The organism is Nocardiopsis alborubida, assembly GCF_012396365.1.
Lineage (GTDB): Bacteria > Actinomycetota > Actinomycetes > Streptosporangiales > Streptosporangiaceae > Nocardiopsis > Nocardiopsis alborubida.
Map to the genome: position 1 here is coordinate 76,812 of NZ_JAAXPG010000029.1, position 19,320 is coordinate 96,131.

General features: G+C 72.5%; 5 protein-coding genes. 1 reads left to right on the forward strand and 4 read right to left on the reverse strand.

Annotated elements, in window-relative coordinates; all coding sequences use genetic code 11:
* Positions 1–16: 16 nt before the first annotated feature.
* Together eccB and eccD are read right to left on the reverse strand one after the other, a co-directional pair.
* Positions 17–1,462 (reverse strand): type VII secretion protein EccB, encoded by a 1,446-nt coding sequence (gene eccB, locus HGB44_RS25340; RefSeq protein WP_061083346.1) that lies wholly within the window; start codon positions 1,460–1,462, stop codon positions 17–19.
* Position 1,463: 1 nt separating this feature from the next.
* Positions 1,464–2,882 (reverse strand): type VII secretion integral membrane protein EccD, encoded by a 1,419-nt coding sequence (eccD, locus tag HGB44_RS25345; protein WP_082768628.1) that lies wholly within the window; start codon positions 2,880–2,882, stop codon positions 1,464–1,466.
* A gap of 212 nt (positions 2,883–3,094) precedes the next feature.
* Between eccD and eccCa the strand changes: the two genes are divergently transcribed.
* The gene (gene eccCa, locus HGB44_RS25350; protein ID WP_061083347.1) at positions 3,095–7,057 is read left to right on the forward strand and encodes a type VII secretion protein EccCa; all 3,963 of its coding nucleotides are present in this window, start codon (positions 3,095–3,097) and stop codon (positions 7,055–7,057) included.
* A gap of 141 nt (positions 7,058–7,198) precedes the next feature.
* On the opposite strand, the gene HGB44_RS25355 is transcribed toward eccCa, so the two are convergent.
* Both HGB44_RS25355 and HGB44_RS25360 read right to left on the reverse strand, forming a co-directional pair.
* Positions 7,199–8,458, reverse strand: a complete 1,260-nt coding sequence (locus tag HGB44_RS25355; RefSeq protein WP_061083348.1) for a S8 family serine peptidase — start codon at positions 8,456–8,458, stop codon at positions 7,199–7,201.
* 635 nt (positions 8,459–9,093) lie between these two features.
* Positions 9,094–19,221 (reverse strand): hypothetical protein, encoded by a 10,128-nt coding sequence (locus tag HGB44_RS25360; RefSeq protein WP_210752139.1) that lies wholly within the window; start codon positions 19,219–19,221, stop codon positions 9,094–9,096.
* Between the last annotated feature and the right edge of the window lie 99 nt (positions 19,222–19,320).

A 19,320-nucleotide genomic window follows, 5' to 3' on the forward strand; every position in this document is an offset into this window, starting at 1 on the left:
TCCTCTGTCGGTTCCATCAGGGGCATCCGGCGTCCTCGACCATCGATGAGGGCGCCAGGGGGAGGGCGGCCGCCTCCGGGTCGAGCACCGGCCCGGAGGGCAGCAGCCGCAGCAGGGATGTCGGTACCGGGACGGCCTGGGCCGTCTGGTAGCCGAGTGAGGTCAGGGCGGTCTCGTCGAGCACCGGGTACTTGGCCGCGCTGTCGGTGACGAGGTAGTGGGTGGTGGCCGCGCCCCCGCCGCCCACGGGCTGGGCGGCGGCGAGCGAACCCCGGCCGGAGGCGATGCCCACCAGGTCGGGGGTCGGGCACCCGGGGGCGATGCCGGGCCGCTCCTGCACGGGCCACGCCTCCACACCGGCGGGGTCGTCCATGGTCACCGACAGCGAGCCGTCGGGGGCCAGCCGCAGACACGGGACGCCCACGCCGAGGCCCACCAGCTCCGGCGGGGCGGCGGGGTGGCGCTCCTCGCGCGGGCCCTGACCGTCGGAGAGCCGGGCGTGCGCCTCGCCCGCGGGCAGGGGCAGAGCCTCGGCGGGGGCGTCGGGGTAGGCGGCGCCGGAGACGTCGGGGTCGGCGAGCAGCAGCAGCGCGTGCGTCACGGAGAGCGGGACCAGACCGTCCCGGGTGAGCAGGTAGTGCTGGTCCTCCTGCCCGGGGGTGGACACCGCGAACACCTGCCCCACGCGCCGGGGCTCGCCCGCCATCTCGCCCGCGTCCTCACCGGCGCCCGGGACCTCGGGCGCGGTCAGGTCCGGGCCGGTGGGCACGGTGTTGAGGAACGCCGAGGTGACGGCCAGGGCGTCGCTCGTGCCGTAGCCGAGGGCCTGGAGGGCGCCGCCCTCCTCGTCCAGGCGCAGGCGGGTGCCGTTCCACAGCAGGTGCGGGGCGCCGTCCGGTCCGGTCACGAGGACCGCCTGTTCGGCGGAGGGCGGGTTCGGGGCGGCGGCCGTGCCGACCACGAGGGCGGTGCGGCCCCGCTCGTCCTCCTCGCCCTCGGGCGGCAGCGCGCACACCCGCCAGACCGACTGCTCCAGGCCGTCGGCCGTCGGCAGGGCGTCGGGCGCGCCCGCGATGCCGACGGGGCCGCCCACGGGCACGCCCTCCAGGGAGTCGGCCGAGACCAGGCTCACGGCGGCGTCGGCGCCCTGGACCAGGCGGGCGGAGGCGCCGTTGGCCACGGGACGCAGGGTCCCGGCCGAGTACAGGTAGGAGGCCCCGGTGTCGCGGTCCACGATCAGCCGCCCCTCCTGGCGCCAGCTGGTGGCGCCCCCGGGGAAGATCAGGCCGAACACGAGGAAGCCGATACACAGCACCGCGCCGATGGCGATGCCGATGTAGGTGCCGGTACGGGTGCGGCGCATGGGGGCGTCGACCGCGTCGGGGTCGCCCTCCAGCATGGCCGTGCCCAGACGGCCCACCGTGAAGTTGTGGGCCATCACCCTGTCGCGACGTGACTGCATGTCAGCCGCCGATTCCGCGCAGGAGCGAGAACACGCCGAAGATCGCCAGGACCAGGGGCACGATGGCCACGGTCAGCAGTGACTGGATGATCTCGGCGGCCCGGCCCCAGTGGGGCAGCGGCCGTGTGCCCGGAAGGTTCCACGACACCACCGCCAGGATCGCGGAGGCGGCGAACAGGCCCACCATGGCGAGCGTGCGGGGCAGGGGGTCGGCCGTCCACACCAGGACCAGCACCAGCGCGGTCAGGCCGATCCAGGGCGGCGCGACCACGAAGGACCGCTGCCAGGCGCTGGCCAGGCCGCGCGACTGGAGCAGCAGCACCAGCGACACGATCACGCACAGCGTGATCGGCGCCCATCCGGGGGAGGCGCCGAGCACGACCAGGCAGACCGTCAGGACGGCGCCGGTGGAGGCGTACAGGGCGGTCTGGAACCGGTCGGCCAGCGCGGCGCGGTCCAGGACGCCGCGCGCGGGGTAGGGGTCGATGCCCTCCTGGAGCTGGTCGGGGTTGGAGGGCAGGGGCGGCAGCTTCAGGCCGGAGAGGCGGAAGGCCAGCTGGGGGGCGAACGTGCCCAGCAGCAGCGCGATGAGCGCCACCAGCGCCGCCACGGCCGGGACCGTGGCGCCGGGGATGAACATCAGGGCGAGCGCGCCCAGCGCGCACAGCACCTCGGCGGTGAACAGGCCGGCGAAGAAGGGCACCGAGCCCGCCACGGCCGCCAGGCCGAGCACGCTGGCCCCCGCCGCGGTCACCGAGCCCGTGAGCAGGCGTGCTCCGGTCAGCGCGGTGCCGGGATCGCCCGAGGGCACGGACGCGCCGGCCACCGCCATGTACAGGGTGGCCGCCGCGGCCAGGCCGGTGGCGGCGGCCAGGTCGCCCATGGCGCGCGAGGCGGCCCAGGCCGACAGCAGCATGAGGATCGAGGAGCAGGCCGCGGACACCGCGGTCAGCAGGCCGGGGCCGCCGCTGACCAGGACCGCCAGACCGGTGAACAGCACGACCAGGCCCAGCGCCTGGAGCAGGACGCGCGTGGCCTCGGGGCGCCACCGGTCGGGGCGCTCGCCCATGCCGGTCGCGACGCCGTCGGTCAGGTCGTCGAAGTGCACCGGTGGCAGCTGGTCGCGGCGGGGGCGCAGGTAGAGGGTCTCTCCGTGGCAGAGTCCCAGGGAGCGGAGGGTCTCGTCCTCCTCCAGGGGCTCGTCGCCCAGTTGCTGGAGGACCCAGCCGTCGTGCTCCAGTCCGCTCTCGTCCAGGTCCTCGCCGTTGTCCCCCTCGGCGTAGAGCACGAGGGTGGGCAGGATCTCGGAGAGGGGGACCTCCGTGGGCGCCGCGATCTCGAAGGAGCGCGCGGGAGCGCGGATCAGCAGTCGGCACAGGTCCGGGGAGGCGACATCGTTCATCCGGTGGGGGCCCATCATGAGGCGGGGTCGTGACAGGGGCGGAAGTGACGGTAACACTCCGACGACCCATTTTGGAGGTGTGTTGTTTTAAATTTTGGTGTCTGTCACTTTAGTTGGCAACAGTAGTGTTCTGCTTCCAGCGTCCGGTTCCGGACGTCGGTTACGGCCCCGTTCCGGTCCCGGCTTCCGGACCGTTCCCCGCTGTTCCCTGCAAGGGAGGACCCCGTCCTGTGAGTACGATCCTCGTCCGGCGCCCCCCGCGGCGCCCCGGGCCGGACCTGCCCTCGGGCGAGGTCAGCCTCCAGGAGCCCCCGGAGCTGCCCGAACCGCAGGCCAACGTTTCGTCGGTGTTCACCTACCTGCCGATGGCCATGACGTCGATGGCGATGCTCCTGATGTTCATCCGCCCCGGCCGGATGGGGGACGGCAGCAGCATCATGCCCTATCTCGCGGGCGGCATGATGCTCGTGGGCGCCGTGGTCATGCTCGGCGGCCAGTACCTGCGCAGCATGCTGGAGCGCCGCCGCCAGCTCAACGACGACCGCCGGGACTACCTGCGCTACCTCAAGCAGATGCGCACCCGCCTGCGGGGCGTGGTCACCGAGCAGCGCGACGCGATGCTCTGGCGGGCGCCCCACCCCGACGCCCTGTGGTCGATCGTGCGCACCTCCCGGCTGTGGGAGCGCAGGGGGACCGACGACGACTTCGCCGAGGCGCGCATGGCCGTGGGCGAACAGGCGCTGTCCATGACCATCTCCCCGGTCTCCTCCAAACCGGTGGAGGACCTCGAACCCCTCAGCGCCCACGCCCTGCGCCGCTTCATCCGCGCCTACGGCACCGTCGAGGACCAGCCGGTCCAGATCTACCTGCGCGGGTACTCCCGCATCACCATGCGCGGCGACCTGGACACCAGCAGAGGCCTCGTCCGCGCGCTTCTCGGCCAGCTCACCGTCTTCCACGCCCACGACGAGCTGCGCGTGGCCGTGTGCTGCTCCGAGGACTCCCTGCCCCTGTGGTCGTGGGCCAAGTGGCTGCCCCACAGCCAGCACCCCACCGCCCGCGACGGCGCGGGCCAGGCACGGCTGCTGTGCACGGACGCGATGGAGCTCGAACAGCTCATCCCGGACCTGGCCGACCGCCCCCGCTTCGACCCCACCGCCGCCCCCAGCCGCGAGGAGCCCTTCACCGTCATCGTCGTGGACGGCGGACGCGTGCCCCCGGGTTCGCGCATGCTGGGCGGCGGCTACCGCAACGCCGTCGTCATCGACGTCGCCGACCCGATGCCCCCCGAGGACGACCCCTACACCCTGGCCCTGCGGGTGGAGACCGAGCGCCTGGTGATGCTCTCCCGCGACAACAGCGGCCGCGACACCGAGGAGGTGCTGGGCCGGCCCGACACCCTGAGCCTGTCCCGCGCCACCTCCCTGGGCCGCCTGCTCTCGCCCTACCGGATCGGCATGGTCGTCGAGGTCACCGAGCCGCTCACCACCGACTTCGAGCTGACCACGCTCCTGGGCATCCCCGACCTGCACCGGCACGACAGCGAGCGCATGTGGAGCGAGCTGCACGAGAAGGACCGGCTGCGCGTGCCCATCGGCATGAACTCCGACGGAGCTCCGCTGGAGCTGGACCTCAAGGAGTCCGCGCTGGGCGGCATGGGCCCGCACGGCATGCTCATCGGCGCCACCGGATCGGGCAAGAGCGAGCTGCTGCGCACCCTGGTGCTCGGCCTGGCCCTGACCCACTCCCCCGAGACCCTCAACTTCGTGCTCGTCGACTTCAAGGGCGGCGCGACCTTCATCGGCCTCGACAAGCTCCAGCACACCTCCGCGCTCATCACCAACCTCGCCGACGAGGCCATCCTGGTCGAGCGCATGCAGGACGCCCTGCACGGCGAGCTGGTCCGCCGCCAGGAGCAGCTGCGCTCCGCGGGAAACTTCAGCTCCGCGCTGGAGTACGAGAGGGCCCGCGAGACCAACCCCGACATGGAGCCGATGCCCACGCTGTTCGTGGTCGTCGACGAGTTCAGCGAGCTGCTGGCCGCCCACCGCGACTTCATGGACCTGTTCGTCATGATCGGTCGCCTGGGCCGCAGCCTCGGCGTCCACCTGCTGCTGGCCTCCCAGCGCCTGGACGAGGGCCGCATGCACCAACTGGAGGGCCACCTGTCCTACCGGGTCGCGCTGCGCACCTTCTCCGCCATCGAGAGCCGCGGGGTGCTCGGCGTCCCCGACGCCCACCAGCTGCCCTCCGCCCCCGGCAACGGCTACCTCAAGACCGACACAGAGACCCTCACCCGGTTCAAGGCCGCCTACGTCTCCGGGCCCTACCGCGTCAAGCGCCGCGCCGCCCGCAGGAGCACGGTCGGCGGCGAGGTGGTGCTCTTCTCCGACACCGCCGTGGCCGCGGCCGCTCCCGAACCCGAGGAACCCGAGGTCCAGGTGGAGGAGAGCAGCGAATCCCTCCTGGCGACCGCGCTGGCGCGGATGGACGACCTCGGGCCCTCCGCGCGCGAGGTGTGGCTGCCCCCGCTGGAGGTGCCGCCGCTGGTGGACGAGCTGCTCGCCATGGTCGGCACCCGCCTGCCCGAGGGCGGCCTGGCCTGGAGGAAGGAGACGACCCTGCGCGTGCCGCTGGGGATCATCGACCGCCCCTTCGAGCACAAGCGCCTGCCCCTGGTCGCCGACCTGACCGGAGCCGGGGGACACGTCGGCATCGCGGGCGGCCCCCAGAGCGGCAAGAGCACCCTGCTGGCCACACTCATCCTCACCCTCGCGATGTGCAACACCCCCGCCCAGGTCCAGTTCTACGGGATCGACTGCGGCGGCGGCGTGCTCACCTCGCTCAAGGGCCTGCCGCACGTGGGCAGCGTCGTCACGCGCACCGACGAGCGGCGCATCACCCGCACCATCATGGAGATCAACGAGATCCTCACCAAGCGTGAGGTCTTCTTCGCCGAGAACGGCATCGACTCCATGGGCACCTACCGCAGGCGCCGCGCCGCCGGGGAGTTCGCCGACCAGTCCCACGGCGACGTCTTCCTCGTCATCGACGGCTGGGGCACCATCCGCCAGGACTACGCGGACCTGGTGGGCTCCATCGTCCAGATCGTGCAGCGCGGCCTCAACTACGGCGTGCACGTCGTGGTCGCCTCCCCGCGCTGGGCCGACTTCCACACCGCCGTCCGCGACCTCATGGGCACCCGCTTCGAGCTGCGCATGGGTGACCCGGTGGACTCCATGGTCCACATGCGCGCCGCGCAGACCGTGCCCCGCGTGCCCGGGCGCGGCATCACCGACAGCAAGCACCACCTGCTCACCGGCCTGCCCCGCGCAGACGGCAGCGCCGACTCGGTCACGCTGTCCGAGGGCATGACCGAGCTCGTCGAGCGCGTGCGCGCGGCCTGGGACGGGCCCTCCGCCCCGGCGGTGCGCACCCTGCCCCCGATCCTGCACGCCCGTGAGCTGCCCGGCTCCGAGCTCACCAAGGCGAACGGCCTCAAGGTGCCCATGGGTCTGGAGAGCCGCCGGATGCAGCCGTTCTGGCACGACTTCGGCGTCACCCCGCACCTGCTCGTGGTCGGCGACACCGAGACGGGCAAGACCACGCTGCTGCGCCACATCACCAACGCGATCCGTAGCCACTACGGCCCCACCACCGCCCGGGTCGTGCTGGCCGACCAGCGACGCCAGCTCTACGACGCGGTGCCCAAGGAGATGCAGCTGGGCTACGCGGTGTCGGGCGAGAACGTCAAGGAGATGATGGCCGCCGCCGCGCAGGCGATGAAGGCGCGCCTGCCCGGGCCCGACATCACCCCCGACCGCATCCGCAAGCGCGACTGGTGGAGCGGCCCCGAGCTGTTCATCCTCATCGACGACTTCGAGATGGTCTCCGGAAGCGGCCCCAGCCCGCTGACCCCGCTCCTGCCGATGCTCGGCCAGGGCGCGGAGATCGGCCTGCACGTGGTCCTCGTGCACGCCGCGGGCGGTTTCAGCCGGGCCTCCGGCGACCCCGTCATCCGGACGCTCATCGACTCCAACACGCCCAGCATCCTGCTGTCCGCCCCGCCCTCGGAGGGCATGATGTTCGGCAGCATCCGGGCGCGGACGATGCCCGCGGGACGCGCCCTGTGGATCGCGCGCCGCGACCCGGTGGAGGTGCAGCTGGCCATCGCCGAGGGCGCCGAGGAGTGATACGGGGATCCGCCCGCGCCGCGCGGGCGGATCCCCGTGCGGGGCGTCCGGGCCCCGCCCGGCCAGGCGGGGGGACCCGGTCCCCGAACGTGTTCGGGGGCGTCCGGTGCGCCGGACGCCCCCTTCCGCGTCGACCCGGTGTCAGCGCACCGGTTCGTCGGAGCGCATCGGCACCGGCTCGCCCGCGGCGGCGGGACGCCACTTGCGCGCGCGTCCGAGCTTGTACACCGCTCCGCCCAGGACGCACAGCACGATGAGCAGGAGCGCGACGGACACCACGGCCGCCGTGGGCGGCACGTCCACCGAACCCTCGGGGGAGGGGTCGGGGACGAACCCCTCGCCCACCACCCCGGCGGGGGCGCCGCCCGGGGCGATGGCCATAGCCGCCAGCGGGTCCACCCTGCCGTGCCCCGACAGCGGGTCCGCGTCCCCCCGCGGCGATGCGTAGGCCGTGGTGGTCAGCCGCTCGCGCACCTGCTCGGCGCTCAGGTCCGGCTCCCGCGCCATGAGCAGGGCCGCGGTCCCCGCCACGAAGGCCGCGGCCACGCCGTCGCCCGCCGCGGCCACGTGGCCGCCGCCCGGGCCGGTCCCCACCACACGGTCGCCCGGCGCGGTCAGGTCCACGCGGGCCAGGTCGCCGCTGGGCAGGACCAGCGGTCCCTGGGCCACGGGCAGGCCCTCCACGTCGTGCGCGGCCACGCTCAGCACCGACGCGTGCTGGGCGGGCTGGCCCGGCAGCGGACCCTGGGAGGTGGGGACCGTCGCGGGGGCCACGACCACGGCGTCGGCCTCCTCGGCGGCGGCCACCGCGGACTCCAGCGCCGGGGACGCCTCCCACGTGCCCGTGCCCACCAGGACCACGCGGGCCCCCGCGTCCACCGCGCTCCCGATCCCGGCGGCGATCTCCTGCGCCGAGGCCAGGCCGGTCTGGGGACTGCCGGTGGCCACGGCCGTCACCGACGAGCCCGGGGCCACCCCGACCAGTCCGCTGCCCTCCACGGACCGGGCGGCGACCACTCCGGCCAGCGACGTGCCGAACCCCAGGCAGTCGGCGGACTGCCCGCCCTCCACGGCGTCGGACAGCGCGGGGACGCCTCCGTCCACCTCCGGGGCCAGCAGCGCCACGCCCACCCCCTCGCCGGTGCTCAGGTCGTGGGCCCGCGACAGGCCCAGGAAGTGGTGCGTCCAGGGCCTCTGCTCCACGACGTCCCCGCCGGTGGCCGCGCACGGCTGGTCGTCGGCCTTGAAGGGGTGGACCTGTGCGAGCGAGACGGGGTCCCGGGGCGCCTCGGCCGCCGCCGGGGCCGCGGGGAGGGGTGCGAGGAGCCCGAGGGCCAGCGCCGCGGCGGCGGTGCGGCGGCGCCGGGACCGGGCGGTCCCCGGATCGGTGTGTGCGGTCACCTGACGTGTGCTCCAGACTCTCAGGGGTGTCCTGGGGGCGTTTCGCACCCGGAGGGGCGGCCCGGACGGGGCGCGGGGGCGTCGTCCCGTCAGAGGCCGTGCGCGGGGGAGCGGGGCGGGGGGACCCGACCCTACGCCAACCCTCCGCGGGACGCCGGGCCGGGAGGCGTGCGCCGTCGCGGGGGCCTCTTCGCCGCCGTCCCGTGGGGCCCTTCCTCGCGGAACGGGGCTGTGACCGTCGCCGCGGGAGGGGCCGCCGTCCGTGCGGGTGGGGCCTCGGGCGAGAGGGCCGACTGCGGTAGCGTACTCGGTTTCCCGTGTACGTTCCATGAGCGTCCGATGACCGGCCCGCGTCGTTTCCCCTCCGGAGAGGGCTCCACGAAGGCGCGGACGGCGGCTCCGCGCCCCGACCCGGGAGCGCGGCCGCTCCTCAGAGCCAGGGGGCGGGGCGGGCCGGGCCCCCCTCGGCCGTGGTTCGTGCCGCCGCGCTGGTCGCCATGCGGGGAACGGTCCTCCTCCTCCCGCTTCCCGCGGCCCTTCCCGGAACCGTCCCGGTCCCCGGAACGGTCGCCCGACCGGTCACCCTCACCGATCCTGTCGCTGTAACCGTTGCCACCGCTGTCACCGTTGCCGCCCTAGCCGCCTTCGCCTCCGGAGCGGTCCTGGCCGGAGCCTCCGTCGCCGCCGGTCCGGTCTCCGCTGTTCCCCCTGGAACGATCCTCGTCGGGACCGCCGTCGTCACCGCCCTCGTCCTCGCGTTCGTCCTTGGTGCCGGTGGGGGCGTCCTCGGCCTCCTCCTCGGTGTCCTCCTTCTCCTTCTCGTCCTGCGTGTGCTCGGGGTCCTTCGCGGCCTCCCCGGCCTCGGACCCGGGCTGCTTCCGGGACGGGTCGGACTCGGTCGCCTCGGTCGCCTCGGTCGCCTCGGGCGCTGTCTCGGGGCTCGGGGCCTCCGGGGACCGGCCGTCGTCGGGGGCCGGGGCGGGCTCGGCCGTCACCTCCTCGCCGGAGGGGGTTCGCGTGGTGTCCTGCGCGGAGTTGTCGCCTCCGTTGTTCGCGGAACCGTTCAGCTCCTGGTCGAAGAACGCGAACAGGTCGGACTCCGGGTCGGAGGCCGGGGGATCCTGTTCCGCCGGAGGCACGGTCCCCTCCTGCCGGGAGGTGCCCGTGCGGTCCTGGGGCAGGGCGGAGGAACCCCCGTCGTCCCGGTTCTGGCTGAGGGGCCGGGTGGCGGGAGCCTGTTCGGGTGCCGGTTGGGGCTGGGCGCTGGAGGTTTCCTCGGGGGCTGGTCGGGCCGGTTGCGTGGTCGCCTGGCTCCGCGGTGGGCTGCCGGGGGCCGGGTTCGTCTCGGTCGGGGTGGAGGAGCGCGGTCCCTCCCCCGCGGGGGCGGTCTCCGTTCGCGGGGCGGACTGGTCCTCAGAGGCACCGTGCGTCTCGGGCCGGCCGGGGGAGCGCTGCTGGCCGTGGCCACCCGTCAGGCCGGTGTCGTACGGAGCGGGTCCGTTCCCGCTCGGCCTGGTCCTTGCCGGCAGCGACCACTTGGCCCTCCAGGCCTCCCGTAGACGGTCCTCCCCCTCTGGCGTCCGAGCCTCCTGTCGCTGCTGCCAGTTGGTCCTCCAGTCGTCGAAGGCCTGGAGTCGGTTGTCCCACTCGCTTCGGCCCGGGTCCGTGGAGGGGCCGGGCGGGACAGGGGCCTGTGTTCGGTGGAGGGCGGGCTGGTCCTCGGGAGCGTGACGGCTCTCGATCCGGTCGGGGGAACGCTGTTCCTCCGGTGCGGGATCGGTCTCCGGCGGCTGGAGGGCGCGTTCGCTTCCGGGGCCGGTGAAGCTCGCCTCGTGGTGACGGGCCAGCTGGCCGACGTGTATCACGCTCCTGGGCGCCTCGGTGGACAGCGGCTGCCGTCCGTCCGGGTCCTCCTGCGCACGGGGCCGCTCCTCCAGCCCCTGCGGCTCCGTCTGCTCGGGTGAGCGCGGTCTGCCGTGGTCGCCCGTCGGACCGGTGTCCGCCGGGGACGGACGGTCGTCCCCGGACGGTGTCGGTCGCGGCTGCTGGTTCTGGTCTTCGACGGGTTGTTCCCGCTGTTGCGGTGCGCTCGGGGCCGTGGAGGGCCCGGGAAGGACGGTGGCGTCGGACTCCGGGGGGAAGCGCTGTGCTCTCTGGGCCTCGAGCCAGGCGATGTCGTCGGGGCCGCCCAGGTCCAGGGGGTACCGGAACCCTTCGGGGACGGGCGGGCCCACCGCCAGGGACCGTTCCGTGAGCGATCGCACCAGCTGATGGCGTTCTTCCCCGCTGAGCGAGGCTGCCTCCGGGTAGTGCCTGTCGAGCCAGCGGATGCGGGGTGCCTCGTCCCCGTCCCCGTCACCGGCCTCTTGGCCGCTGGTGTCGTGCGGGTTCTCCGGAACGTTCGCCGTGTGCCTGTCGGCGGGGTCGTCAACGCGCTCCGGGACGGGGACGCGCCGTGCCTCCGTCCGGTCGGGAGGGGGCGGTCCCGTCCGTTCGGTGGACAGGTCCGCGCCGTGCTGGGACGGCCCGGCCCCGTTCTCCCCGGTCGGCTCCGCCGTCCTCGGCCTCCGGACCGTCGCGGACTCGGGCGGTGCGTGCGTTTCGGAGGAGGGGCCCGAACGCTGGTCCGTGTGGCTGAGGGGCCCCTCCGTCTGGTTGCGTGAACGGCGTTCCGGGCGGTTGTCGGCGGGGGCGGCCTCGTTGCGGGAGGAGCCGTCCCGGCCTTGGAGGGCCCTGCCCATCACCAGGTCCCGCGCCAGTCTCTGCCGCGCCCGTTCGAGCACCTCGGCCGCGCTCGGCTGAGGTGCCTGCCTCGGCACGTCTTCCCGCGGCCGGGTGTCGTGCTCGGGTAGCTCGGTGTTCGCGGGGTCCGGGGTGTTCTGCTGCGGGGGCTGGGGAGGCGCCTCCACCTCGACCTCCCGCGGCCGGATGTTGAGATCCGAGCCGAGGGCGTCCAGGAGGTCCGGGGCGGCGCCGCGCTGTCCGGTGCCCCGCTCGGGCTGTCGGCCCTCCTGCTCGGGCTGCCGGTTGCTCCGCTCGGGCAGCTCGATGGCCTCGGGGTCGGCGGCGGGGTCCGGAGCGTTCCGCTGCAGGGCCGGGGCGGGGGGAGACGGCGGCTCCTCCTGGATGGTGTCGAGGGCCGGTGCGGTCGCGGTACGCGGCCTGGGCAGGGAGGAGAGGTCGCCCAGGCCGTCACGCAGTTCCCGGAGCGCCGTCACCCAGTCGTGTACCGCCTGGTTGAAGTTCCTCCGCCGGTCCTCGTAGGCGTCCTCCAGGTCCCTGTAACGCTCCCGGACCCGAGGGTCGTCGGGTGCGGCGATGCGGTCGGAGGCCGCCTGGTCCAGAGGCCAGCGCGCTTCGAGGTAGGCCTTCTCCGCGTCTCCGAGCGCCTTCTGGATCTGGGCGAAACGCTCGGTCAGGGGGGCGATCCGGGTGGCGTGGTCGGGCGTGATGATGCCCATCCTCACCGCGTCGCCGTGGGAGATCCACTGGGTCGTCTTGACGGTGGTCTCGCCCCGCTGCCACCGGGCGGGGCGGGAGGGGACGGACGAGGGGGTGCTCCGGCCGCTGAAAACGCCGCGCACGGCCCTGCCCGCGGACGCGGCCTTGTCCCCGACGTAACGTGCTGAGCGCTTGTACCAGGGGCCCTGCAGTTCGGTCCTGGCTCCGATGAACACGTCGGTGTCCATCTCCACCAGGTAGCCGGGGCCGGTACGGACGCGGTCGGAGTGGGGAGGCTCCTTCGGCTTGCTCCCCCGTGCGGTGTCGCCTCCGGACGCGGACGATCCCGTGTTGTTGACCGAGCCGTAGTGGGTGGCCGTCGTCGGTGGCCCCGTTCCGGTGCGTCCGGAGGGGCGCGCATCGAAACCCATGGTCGTCGTGGACGACTCGTTGTGGAACGGGGAGAAGGTCCTGCTCGTCTCCGAGGAGTCGGTCAGGCGCATGCTCGGGTTGTAGTCCACGATGCGCGCCGTCTCCGGATGGGACATGGTGCGCATCATCCACGTGCTCGGGCCCAGTTCGGGCAGTTCGGCGCCCGTCCTCGAACTGGCCTTGGCGAAGAGGGCCTTGATGCCGAGTTCGGTGAGCGTCTGGTCGATGGCGTTGTCGCGGGAGTTCAGCTTGAGCTTGTCCGCCGCGTAACTGGCCGCCTTCTCGACGGCCTCCGGGGTGTAGCGCCCGTCGCGGACCGCGTCCGCGGGCGGGTTCCAGCCCCACGACTTCGCCAGGACGATCCGGCCCAGGTCGAGGATGTCCTTGCCCTTGTTCTCGACGGACGCGAGCAGGGTCAGGGCGTCGTTGAAGGCGTCTCGGGCCTGCGGGCCCCCTGCGGGTGTCAGGGAGCGCGCCATGTCGGTCAGTGAGGCGTGGTGGTCGTTGGAGGGGTTCTCCGGAGCAGTCCGGTTCCCCGTCTGCGGGCCGCCGGGCTGTCTGTTGCCGCCCTGAGCGGTCGTTTGGGTGGTGTTGTTTCCTTCGGGTGTGGTGCGGGGGTTGTTGTTTCCGTCGGTGGACGTCCGGGGGATGTTGTTCCCCTCGGCCGTGCTCGCTTCGTTGCGCAGGTCCAGGGAGAAGGCCGGGTACATCTCCTGCGCCCGGCCCGAGTTCCCCGTGCCGGTGAAGTCACGCCTGTGCGAGCCCGGGGTCTCCCTCAGGAGGGAGTTGGCCGCGCCCTGCTTCTCCGAGATGTGCAGGTCGAGCGTCAGCCGCGTGTCCGACGACACCCGCGCGTAGGGCGTCTCCATGGTCAACTGGGTGGAGCGCTTGTTCGTGTCCCGGACGATCCCGCCGCCGCCGTGCGCGTTCGTCGTGGAGCCGTCACCCTGCAGACCCATCAGGTAGGGGCGGCTCGACGGGGTGGTACCCCCGGGCTGGTCGCCCCCCGACTGGGGCAGCGGGTTCAGGAGCGAGCCGTAAGCCCCGTGGGACACGGAGCTCTCACTGCCCTTCTGGAGTCTGTCCCCTCCCTCCGGGCCCTGACGCTGCCGGTACTCCGTCTTGCCGCCCAGGTACTCGACCCTCGCGTTGTCCCTGTCGAGGCGCAGTTTCACGGTGGCGTCGAGGGACAGGGGCGCGGTCGTCGGGGCGTTGAGGTTCCCGATCGAGTGGTCGATGGGGATGATCTTCACCGTCACCGGCATTCCGGTGTTGGGGTTGAGCCCGGTGTGGGATTCGAGGGCGTTGAGGATGATCTCCCGGCTCCCCTTGGTCAACCGCCAGCCCTGCGAGGCCAGGTCGTCGACGAGGTTCTGGATGGCCTCGCCGGGGTCGACCGGATCGAGCATCATGCCGGAGTCCTCGAAACCCGGGCGCGGTCTCACGGTCCCGGGCCGGTCCGGTTCGGGTTGGGGAACGCGGACCAGCTCGCCGCCGACCTCCTGGACCTTGTCCTCGACCATGCCCGACGCGTGGGCGTCGCGGATGTGGACCAGCCCGGTTTCCAGGTTGTCGGAGTGGGCCTGCCAGCCCCGGTAGCGCGCGTCGCGGGAGAACGTCGGCCCGATACTCCAGTTCTTGACGAACTCCATCGCCTGCGTGATGCGCCCCGAGGCGGAGTAGGAGTACGACATCGGGATCTTGGGGTGGAACTCGATCGTCTCGTTGAACCTCGACGTGGGCTTGGTGATGGTGTAGTTGTCGAACAGGCTCTTGCCCGCGGAGGGGCCGAACTGGAGCAGGGGCGCGCCCGCGGAGTTGGGCGCGGGCGCGGTCCCGCCCGCGGGCTGCTCGGCCGGTTGGATGGGATTGGGGTTGGCCCGGCCCGCGCCCGTGGCCAGGAGGGTCAGATCGGTCCTTCTCCCGGTCCTGGAGAACGCCTCCAGGGTGTTCTTGCTCTTGAAGACGACCGCGCCGTCGGACTGCTCGAAGCGGTCGACCGAGTCGATGTCGAACCGGGTGGACGACGTCGCGCGGAGGTGGTGCGGGGAGAGCAGGCCACCGCTCATCTCGTTGCGGGTGCGCGCGCCGCCGGAGGAACGCGCTGCGGGGTTGTCCACGAGGTTCTCCGGGGAGAGCGCGCTCTCGTAGTGCCCCCGGCTCCCGTCGGCCCGTCTCAAGAAGTGCCGCAGCTTGCGTTCGTTGCCGAGCCCCCTGGAGGGGCGCTGGCCGCCTGTGTCCCTCTCCCAGGGCGTGGTGGAGGAGAAGCTCTCGTAGGCGGCTTCGAGCAGACTGCCCACCCGGTTGCCGTCACCGGTGGAGAACCGGGTGTTGACGTGTTCGACGGAGGTGGGAGTGCTGCGGAGCTTCTCGGCCCGGCGCTGTTCGATGGGGCGGGTGTCGGGGGCGTTCTCCGCGGTGTTCTGTTGCCCGGTAGTGTCCTGCGCGGCTTCGGTGTTGGGCGCCTGGGTGGTTTCGGTGTTCTCCTGGTCGGTGGCGCCGTCGTTGTTCGTGTGGGTGTTGTCGGTGTCGCCCGTGGTCTCCGTCGCCGGCGGTCTCCGGACGTCGCCGGTCTGGAGGCCGGGGTTCTGCTGTCCGGTGGTGTCCTGAACGGTTGCGGTGTTCGGCTGGTTGGTGTTGGGGGCCGGTGTCCGCTGGTCGTCGCCGGTCTGGAGGCCGGGGTTCTGCTGCCCGGGGTTCTGCTGTCCGGTGGTGTTGCGCTGTCCGGTGGAGTTCTCCGGCGCCGGGGCGGGGACCCGCTCGGCCGGGGGAGGCTGGCTCCGCCCCCCGCCGAACCACCTTTTGACCGTTCCGGTCACGTCGCGCGTCTTGCGGACACTGTCCGGCGTCGGCCTCGTGGGGCCGTCGATCATCTCCTGGGCCTGATCGACCGGTATCGGCCGGATCCGGGTGACCTGCGGGGCGGCGTCGTCCCGGTCGCCGCGTTCCCCGCCCGGCACCGCCTTGGCCGTGTCCATCGTGGCCAGCGCCTCGATCGGGCGGTTGAGGAGGTCCTGTCCGCGCTCGGCCAGCGGCGTGTCGCCGCCCAGGACCATGCCGAGGTCGTCGTCCTGGTAGAGCCTCGCTTTGAACCGGACCACGGAGTTCCAGACACTGGAGTCCTCCGCGTACTGGATGGTCCTTTCGCTCTGGGACTTCATGCCCAGGCCCCGGCCCTTCCCCTTGGTGTCGCTCAGTTGGAGGGCGACCGAGAACACGCCGCCGTCGCTCGGGTTGTCGGCCGCGTCGACGGTGTCGATCCGGCGGATGTAGCCGCCGGAGGAGAACCGGGCCGTCTTGCGCATCTGCGAGCCGTCCGCGGTGGTGCGCTCGGATGCGCCCGAGTACTCGCCTCCGGTGCCCCTCGTGGTCTCTCCCGCGTGTGTGAGCGAGGAGAAGTCCGCGCTGATGCGTATCGCGACGAACGGGGAGCGCACCACTCTCTGGCCCGGCTTGAAGAGCGCGCTGGGGTCGAACCTTCCCGTGTCGACCAGGTGGACGGGCTGGCCGTGCAGTGTCAGGTTGTCCGTGCCGCTCTTGAAGCTGGACGCGGAGATCGCGTCTATGACCCTGTGGGTGTTGAAGACGGCGATCTCGTGGTCGCGTCGGAAGGGACGGTGCTCGCGCGTGGAACCGGTGAACGGGCCCGTGTTCTCGTGGCCGGGCCGCCGGGCGAAGTTCTTCGGGTCGCGTGCCATATCCGGCAGGACCAGGCCGGGCAGCTTGTCGGCCAGCCCGGTCAGCACCTCGTGCGCGATCTGCTGGTAGATGCTGCGCTGATTCCCGTCGACGTCGCGGTACTGGCTGCCGTCGGGCCATGTGAAGTCGCGGGGCACGGCCCCGTGGAAGGTGACCGGGTGCTCCTCGGCCAGGTTCGGACGAGGAGGACGCAGGGTTCCGTTCTGTTCGTCCTGCCCGTCTCCGGGAGGACGCTCCCCGGAGGGCTGTTCTCCGGGCGGTTGTTCCTGCTCGGGTCCGCGCTCCCGCTGTCGGTCTTGACCCTCGGTCCCGGTGTCCCCGTTCCGTTCGTCGCCGCCCGGTGCGCTCCGGTTCTCGTCGTTCCCGGGCTGTCGGTTCCCGGTGGTGTCGGGAGCGGCCTCGGGAGTGTCCGCAGTCCCGGGGGTCGTGTTCCCCCCCTCGGTCCGGACGGGCGCGGGGGGCGCGGGCACCTTGTCCGAGGGCTCGTCCCCGTTCAGGATGCGGGCCTCCTGGACGGTGAGGATCTCGACGGTGTCGCCCTGGAAGCGGTACACGTCGGGTTCGCCGTCGAAGTGCACGTAGTAGTTGCGCTGCACGTCGTAGGCGGACGACTCGGTCTTGCCGTAGTTCATGCGGTTGACCGATCCCGACGATATCTGCGCGTTCTCCACGGTCGACCGGCCCCGCGCACCCCCCTCCACGGCGAACGCGTCCACACGGGCCTTGTGGGTACCGCCCACGGCTCCCGCGTCGACGCTGACGCCCGCGCCCAGGGTGCCGCCGAGGAAGTCGCTGTGCCGGAGCGAGTTCCCGCTCTCGCGTTCGGCCTTGTTGCCCTTGATGTACTTCGCTGGCTGGATGGTGTGGGGCTTGGCGTCGTAGGCGGTGGGCACGGACTGGATGCTCACGAGCCGGGGCTTGCCCGAGGGGTCGGTGACCCTGAAGACCGCGGGCGCCGAGGTCATCTCCGACAGGTTGTTGCGGATGGACTTCTTGGAGAAGAACTCCCGGACCTGGTCGTGAAAGGCGTCCAGACTCTGCTGCCTGCGCCTGTCGAAGAACCCGGGCGTCACCTTGTCGACCGCGGACTTCCACCATCCGCGGTCCTGTTCCGGGGACCAGAGGTGGTCGGCGATCCAGTCGGGGAAGGACTTGTCGGAGGACCCGTCGCTCAGCCGGATGTCGCCGACCGACACGGGGTGCCCCTTGTCCACGTGCGGTCCCAGGGGCCTGGCGTCGTCGTCCCGGCCGCGCTGGTGGTCCTCGGTCGCGAAGGGGTCGCGCATGCGGATCGACTCCGGACCGGTGTTGGCCACGACCCCGCCCGGAAGGACCAGGAGCACCCCGTTGGGGGACTCGGCCCGTGCGTTCACGGCCCGGTCCGGCGGGGTGTTGTTGTTCGCCGGGCCGTTGTCGTTCGGGCCGGTGTTGTCGGCGGGGGCGCTGTTGTTCGGGGCGACGCTGTTGTTGGGGCCGGTGTTGTTGGCAGGGGTGCCGCTGTTCGGCGGAGCACTGCCGTTCGCCGGGGTGGTGCCGCTGGCCGGTCCCTGCCTCGGGGGGACGTGGACCGGGGTCAGATCGAAGAACATGTCCAGGTCGGAGGCGTAGACCTCGGGCTTGCCCTTGATCTCGTAGCTGGTGTAGCTGTCGTGGACGCTGACCGCCGTGTCCACGGTCTGCCGTTGGCGCGTTCCCCCCGAGAAGCTGAAGGTGAAGCGGGGGCCGATGTCGACGCCGCCCACCGTGCCGAGGAGCAGGGGAGAGACCTGGAACCCCAGTCCGACGAACTTGGTGCCGCCGTGGTTGCCGCTGCCCTCGGCCGGGTTGGCCTCCCCGGCCTCGTCCACCAGTTTCAGTTCGGTGGAGGCCGAGCCCCGCTGCGGTTGTGTGGGCGCGTGGTGGAAGCCCTCAGGTGAGGAGCGCAGCCGCAGGTCCGCCCGCCACGTGGAGCCGTCCGCTCCGGTGACCGTCGTGGAGAATCCCCCCGGTTGGAAGAACACGCCCGTCTGCTCGCGTACCTGGGCGTCGATCTGTTCCCTGACCTCGTTGCGCACCGTGGCGTCGACGTGTCCGGCGTCGTTGGCGAGGGTGTCGTTCACGAACGAACGCAGGTGCTCGGCGTGGATCATGCTGGAGTTGACCAGGCTGGATGGCAGCAGGTAGCCGAGGTCGTAGGGGGCATCCGTCCGGTCCGGCGTCACGGATCCCGGATAGTTCCGGGGCGGTGGCTCCTCCCGCTGCTGGGTGTCGCCGGTGTCGGTGTCGGTGTTGGGCTGCGGGAGCTCCGTGTCCGTGCCGACGGTGGCGGTGTTCTCCTGCTGGGGAGGCGGGGGTGTGTGCTCCGTGTCCGTGGCGTCCACCGTCTCGACGGGCGCTGCGGTGGTGTCGTGCTCGTGCTGTTGGGGCGGGGGTGGTTGTTCCGTGTTCTCGGTGCGCGTGGTGTTCGTGGTGGTGTTGGTGTTCTCCTGCGGGGGTGGCGGGGGTGTGTGCTCCGTGTCCGTGGCGTCGATGTCGACAGGCCGCACGGACGGCTCCGGTTCGGTGCCGTCGTTCTGGGTCGGGGCGGGTGCGGGAGGTGGGGGAGGTGCGGCTTCCTCGTGTTCTTCGTTTCTGGTGCGTGTCTCTTCCGTGGGCACGCGTGTTTCGGTTTCGGGCGGGGTGGGTGTGCGCGTGGCTTCCTGCGTCGTCTGTTCGGTTTCGGTGGTCTGCGGGTCTGGTGGTGTTGCCTGTTCCCGCGAAACGCCGGTCTCGGCGGGGGCGGCCTCGGTGGTCCCGTCGTCCGTGTTCGGTTCGGGCGTCGACCGGGCCGGAACCGGCCGCGGGGACGGTCCGGCCTCGGGGTCGGAGGATCCCTCTCCGGCCGCCGGTGCGCTCCGGACCGGCGGGGACTGCGTGTTGAGGGCGCCGCTGAACGCGTCCAGGAGCGAGTCCGTCGCGGGGTGCGCCCCCGGCTCCCGCTCCGTCCGGTCGCTCGGGGGTGCGCCGGTGGCAGGGCCGGGCGCCTCCGCCAGATCCGACTCCGGGCCGTCGGTGTCGGTCAGTCCCAGGCCGTGGGCGAGGGAGTCGAGGTCGGTGCCGCTGGTCCCGGTGTCGTTCTCGTCGGGGTCTCGTACCTGTCCGGTGATGTCGGTGACGGCGAAGGCGAAGAGGTTGTTGGAGCTGTCCGGGCCGGAGAGTCCCATCGCGTTCATGCGCGTGTTCAGTCTCATGCGCGCCGCCGAACCCGGAGGGGTCAGGTCGGCGATGGACCGCGCCCGGTCGAGGGCGGCCGTGGTCGCGGCGTCGTCGTG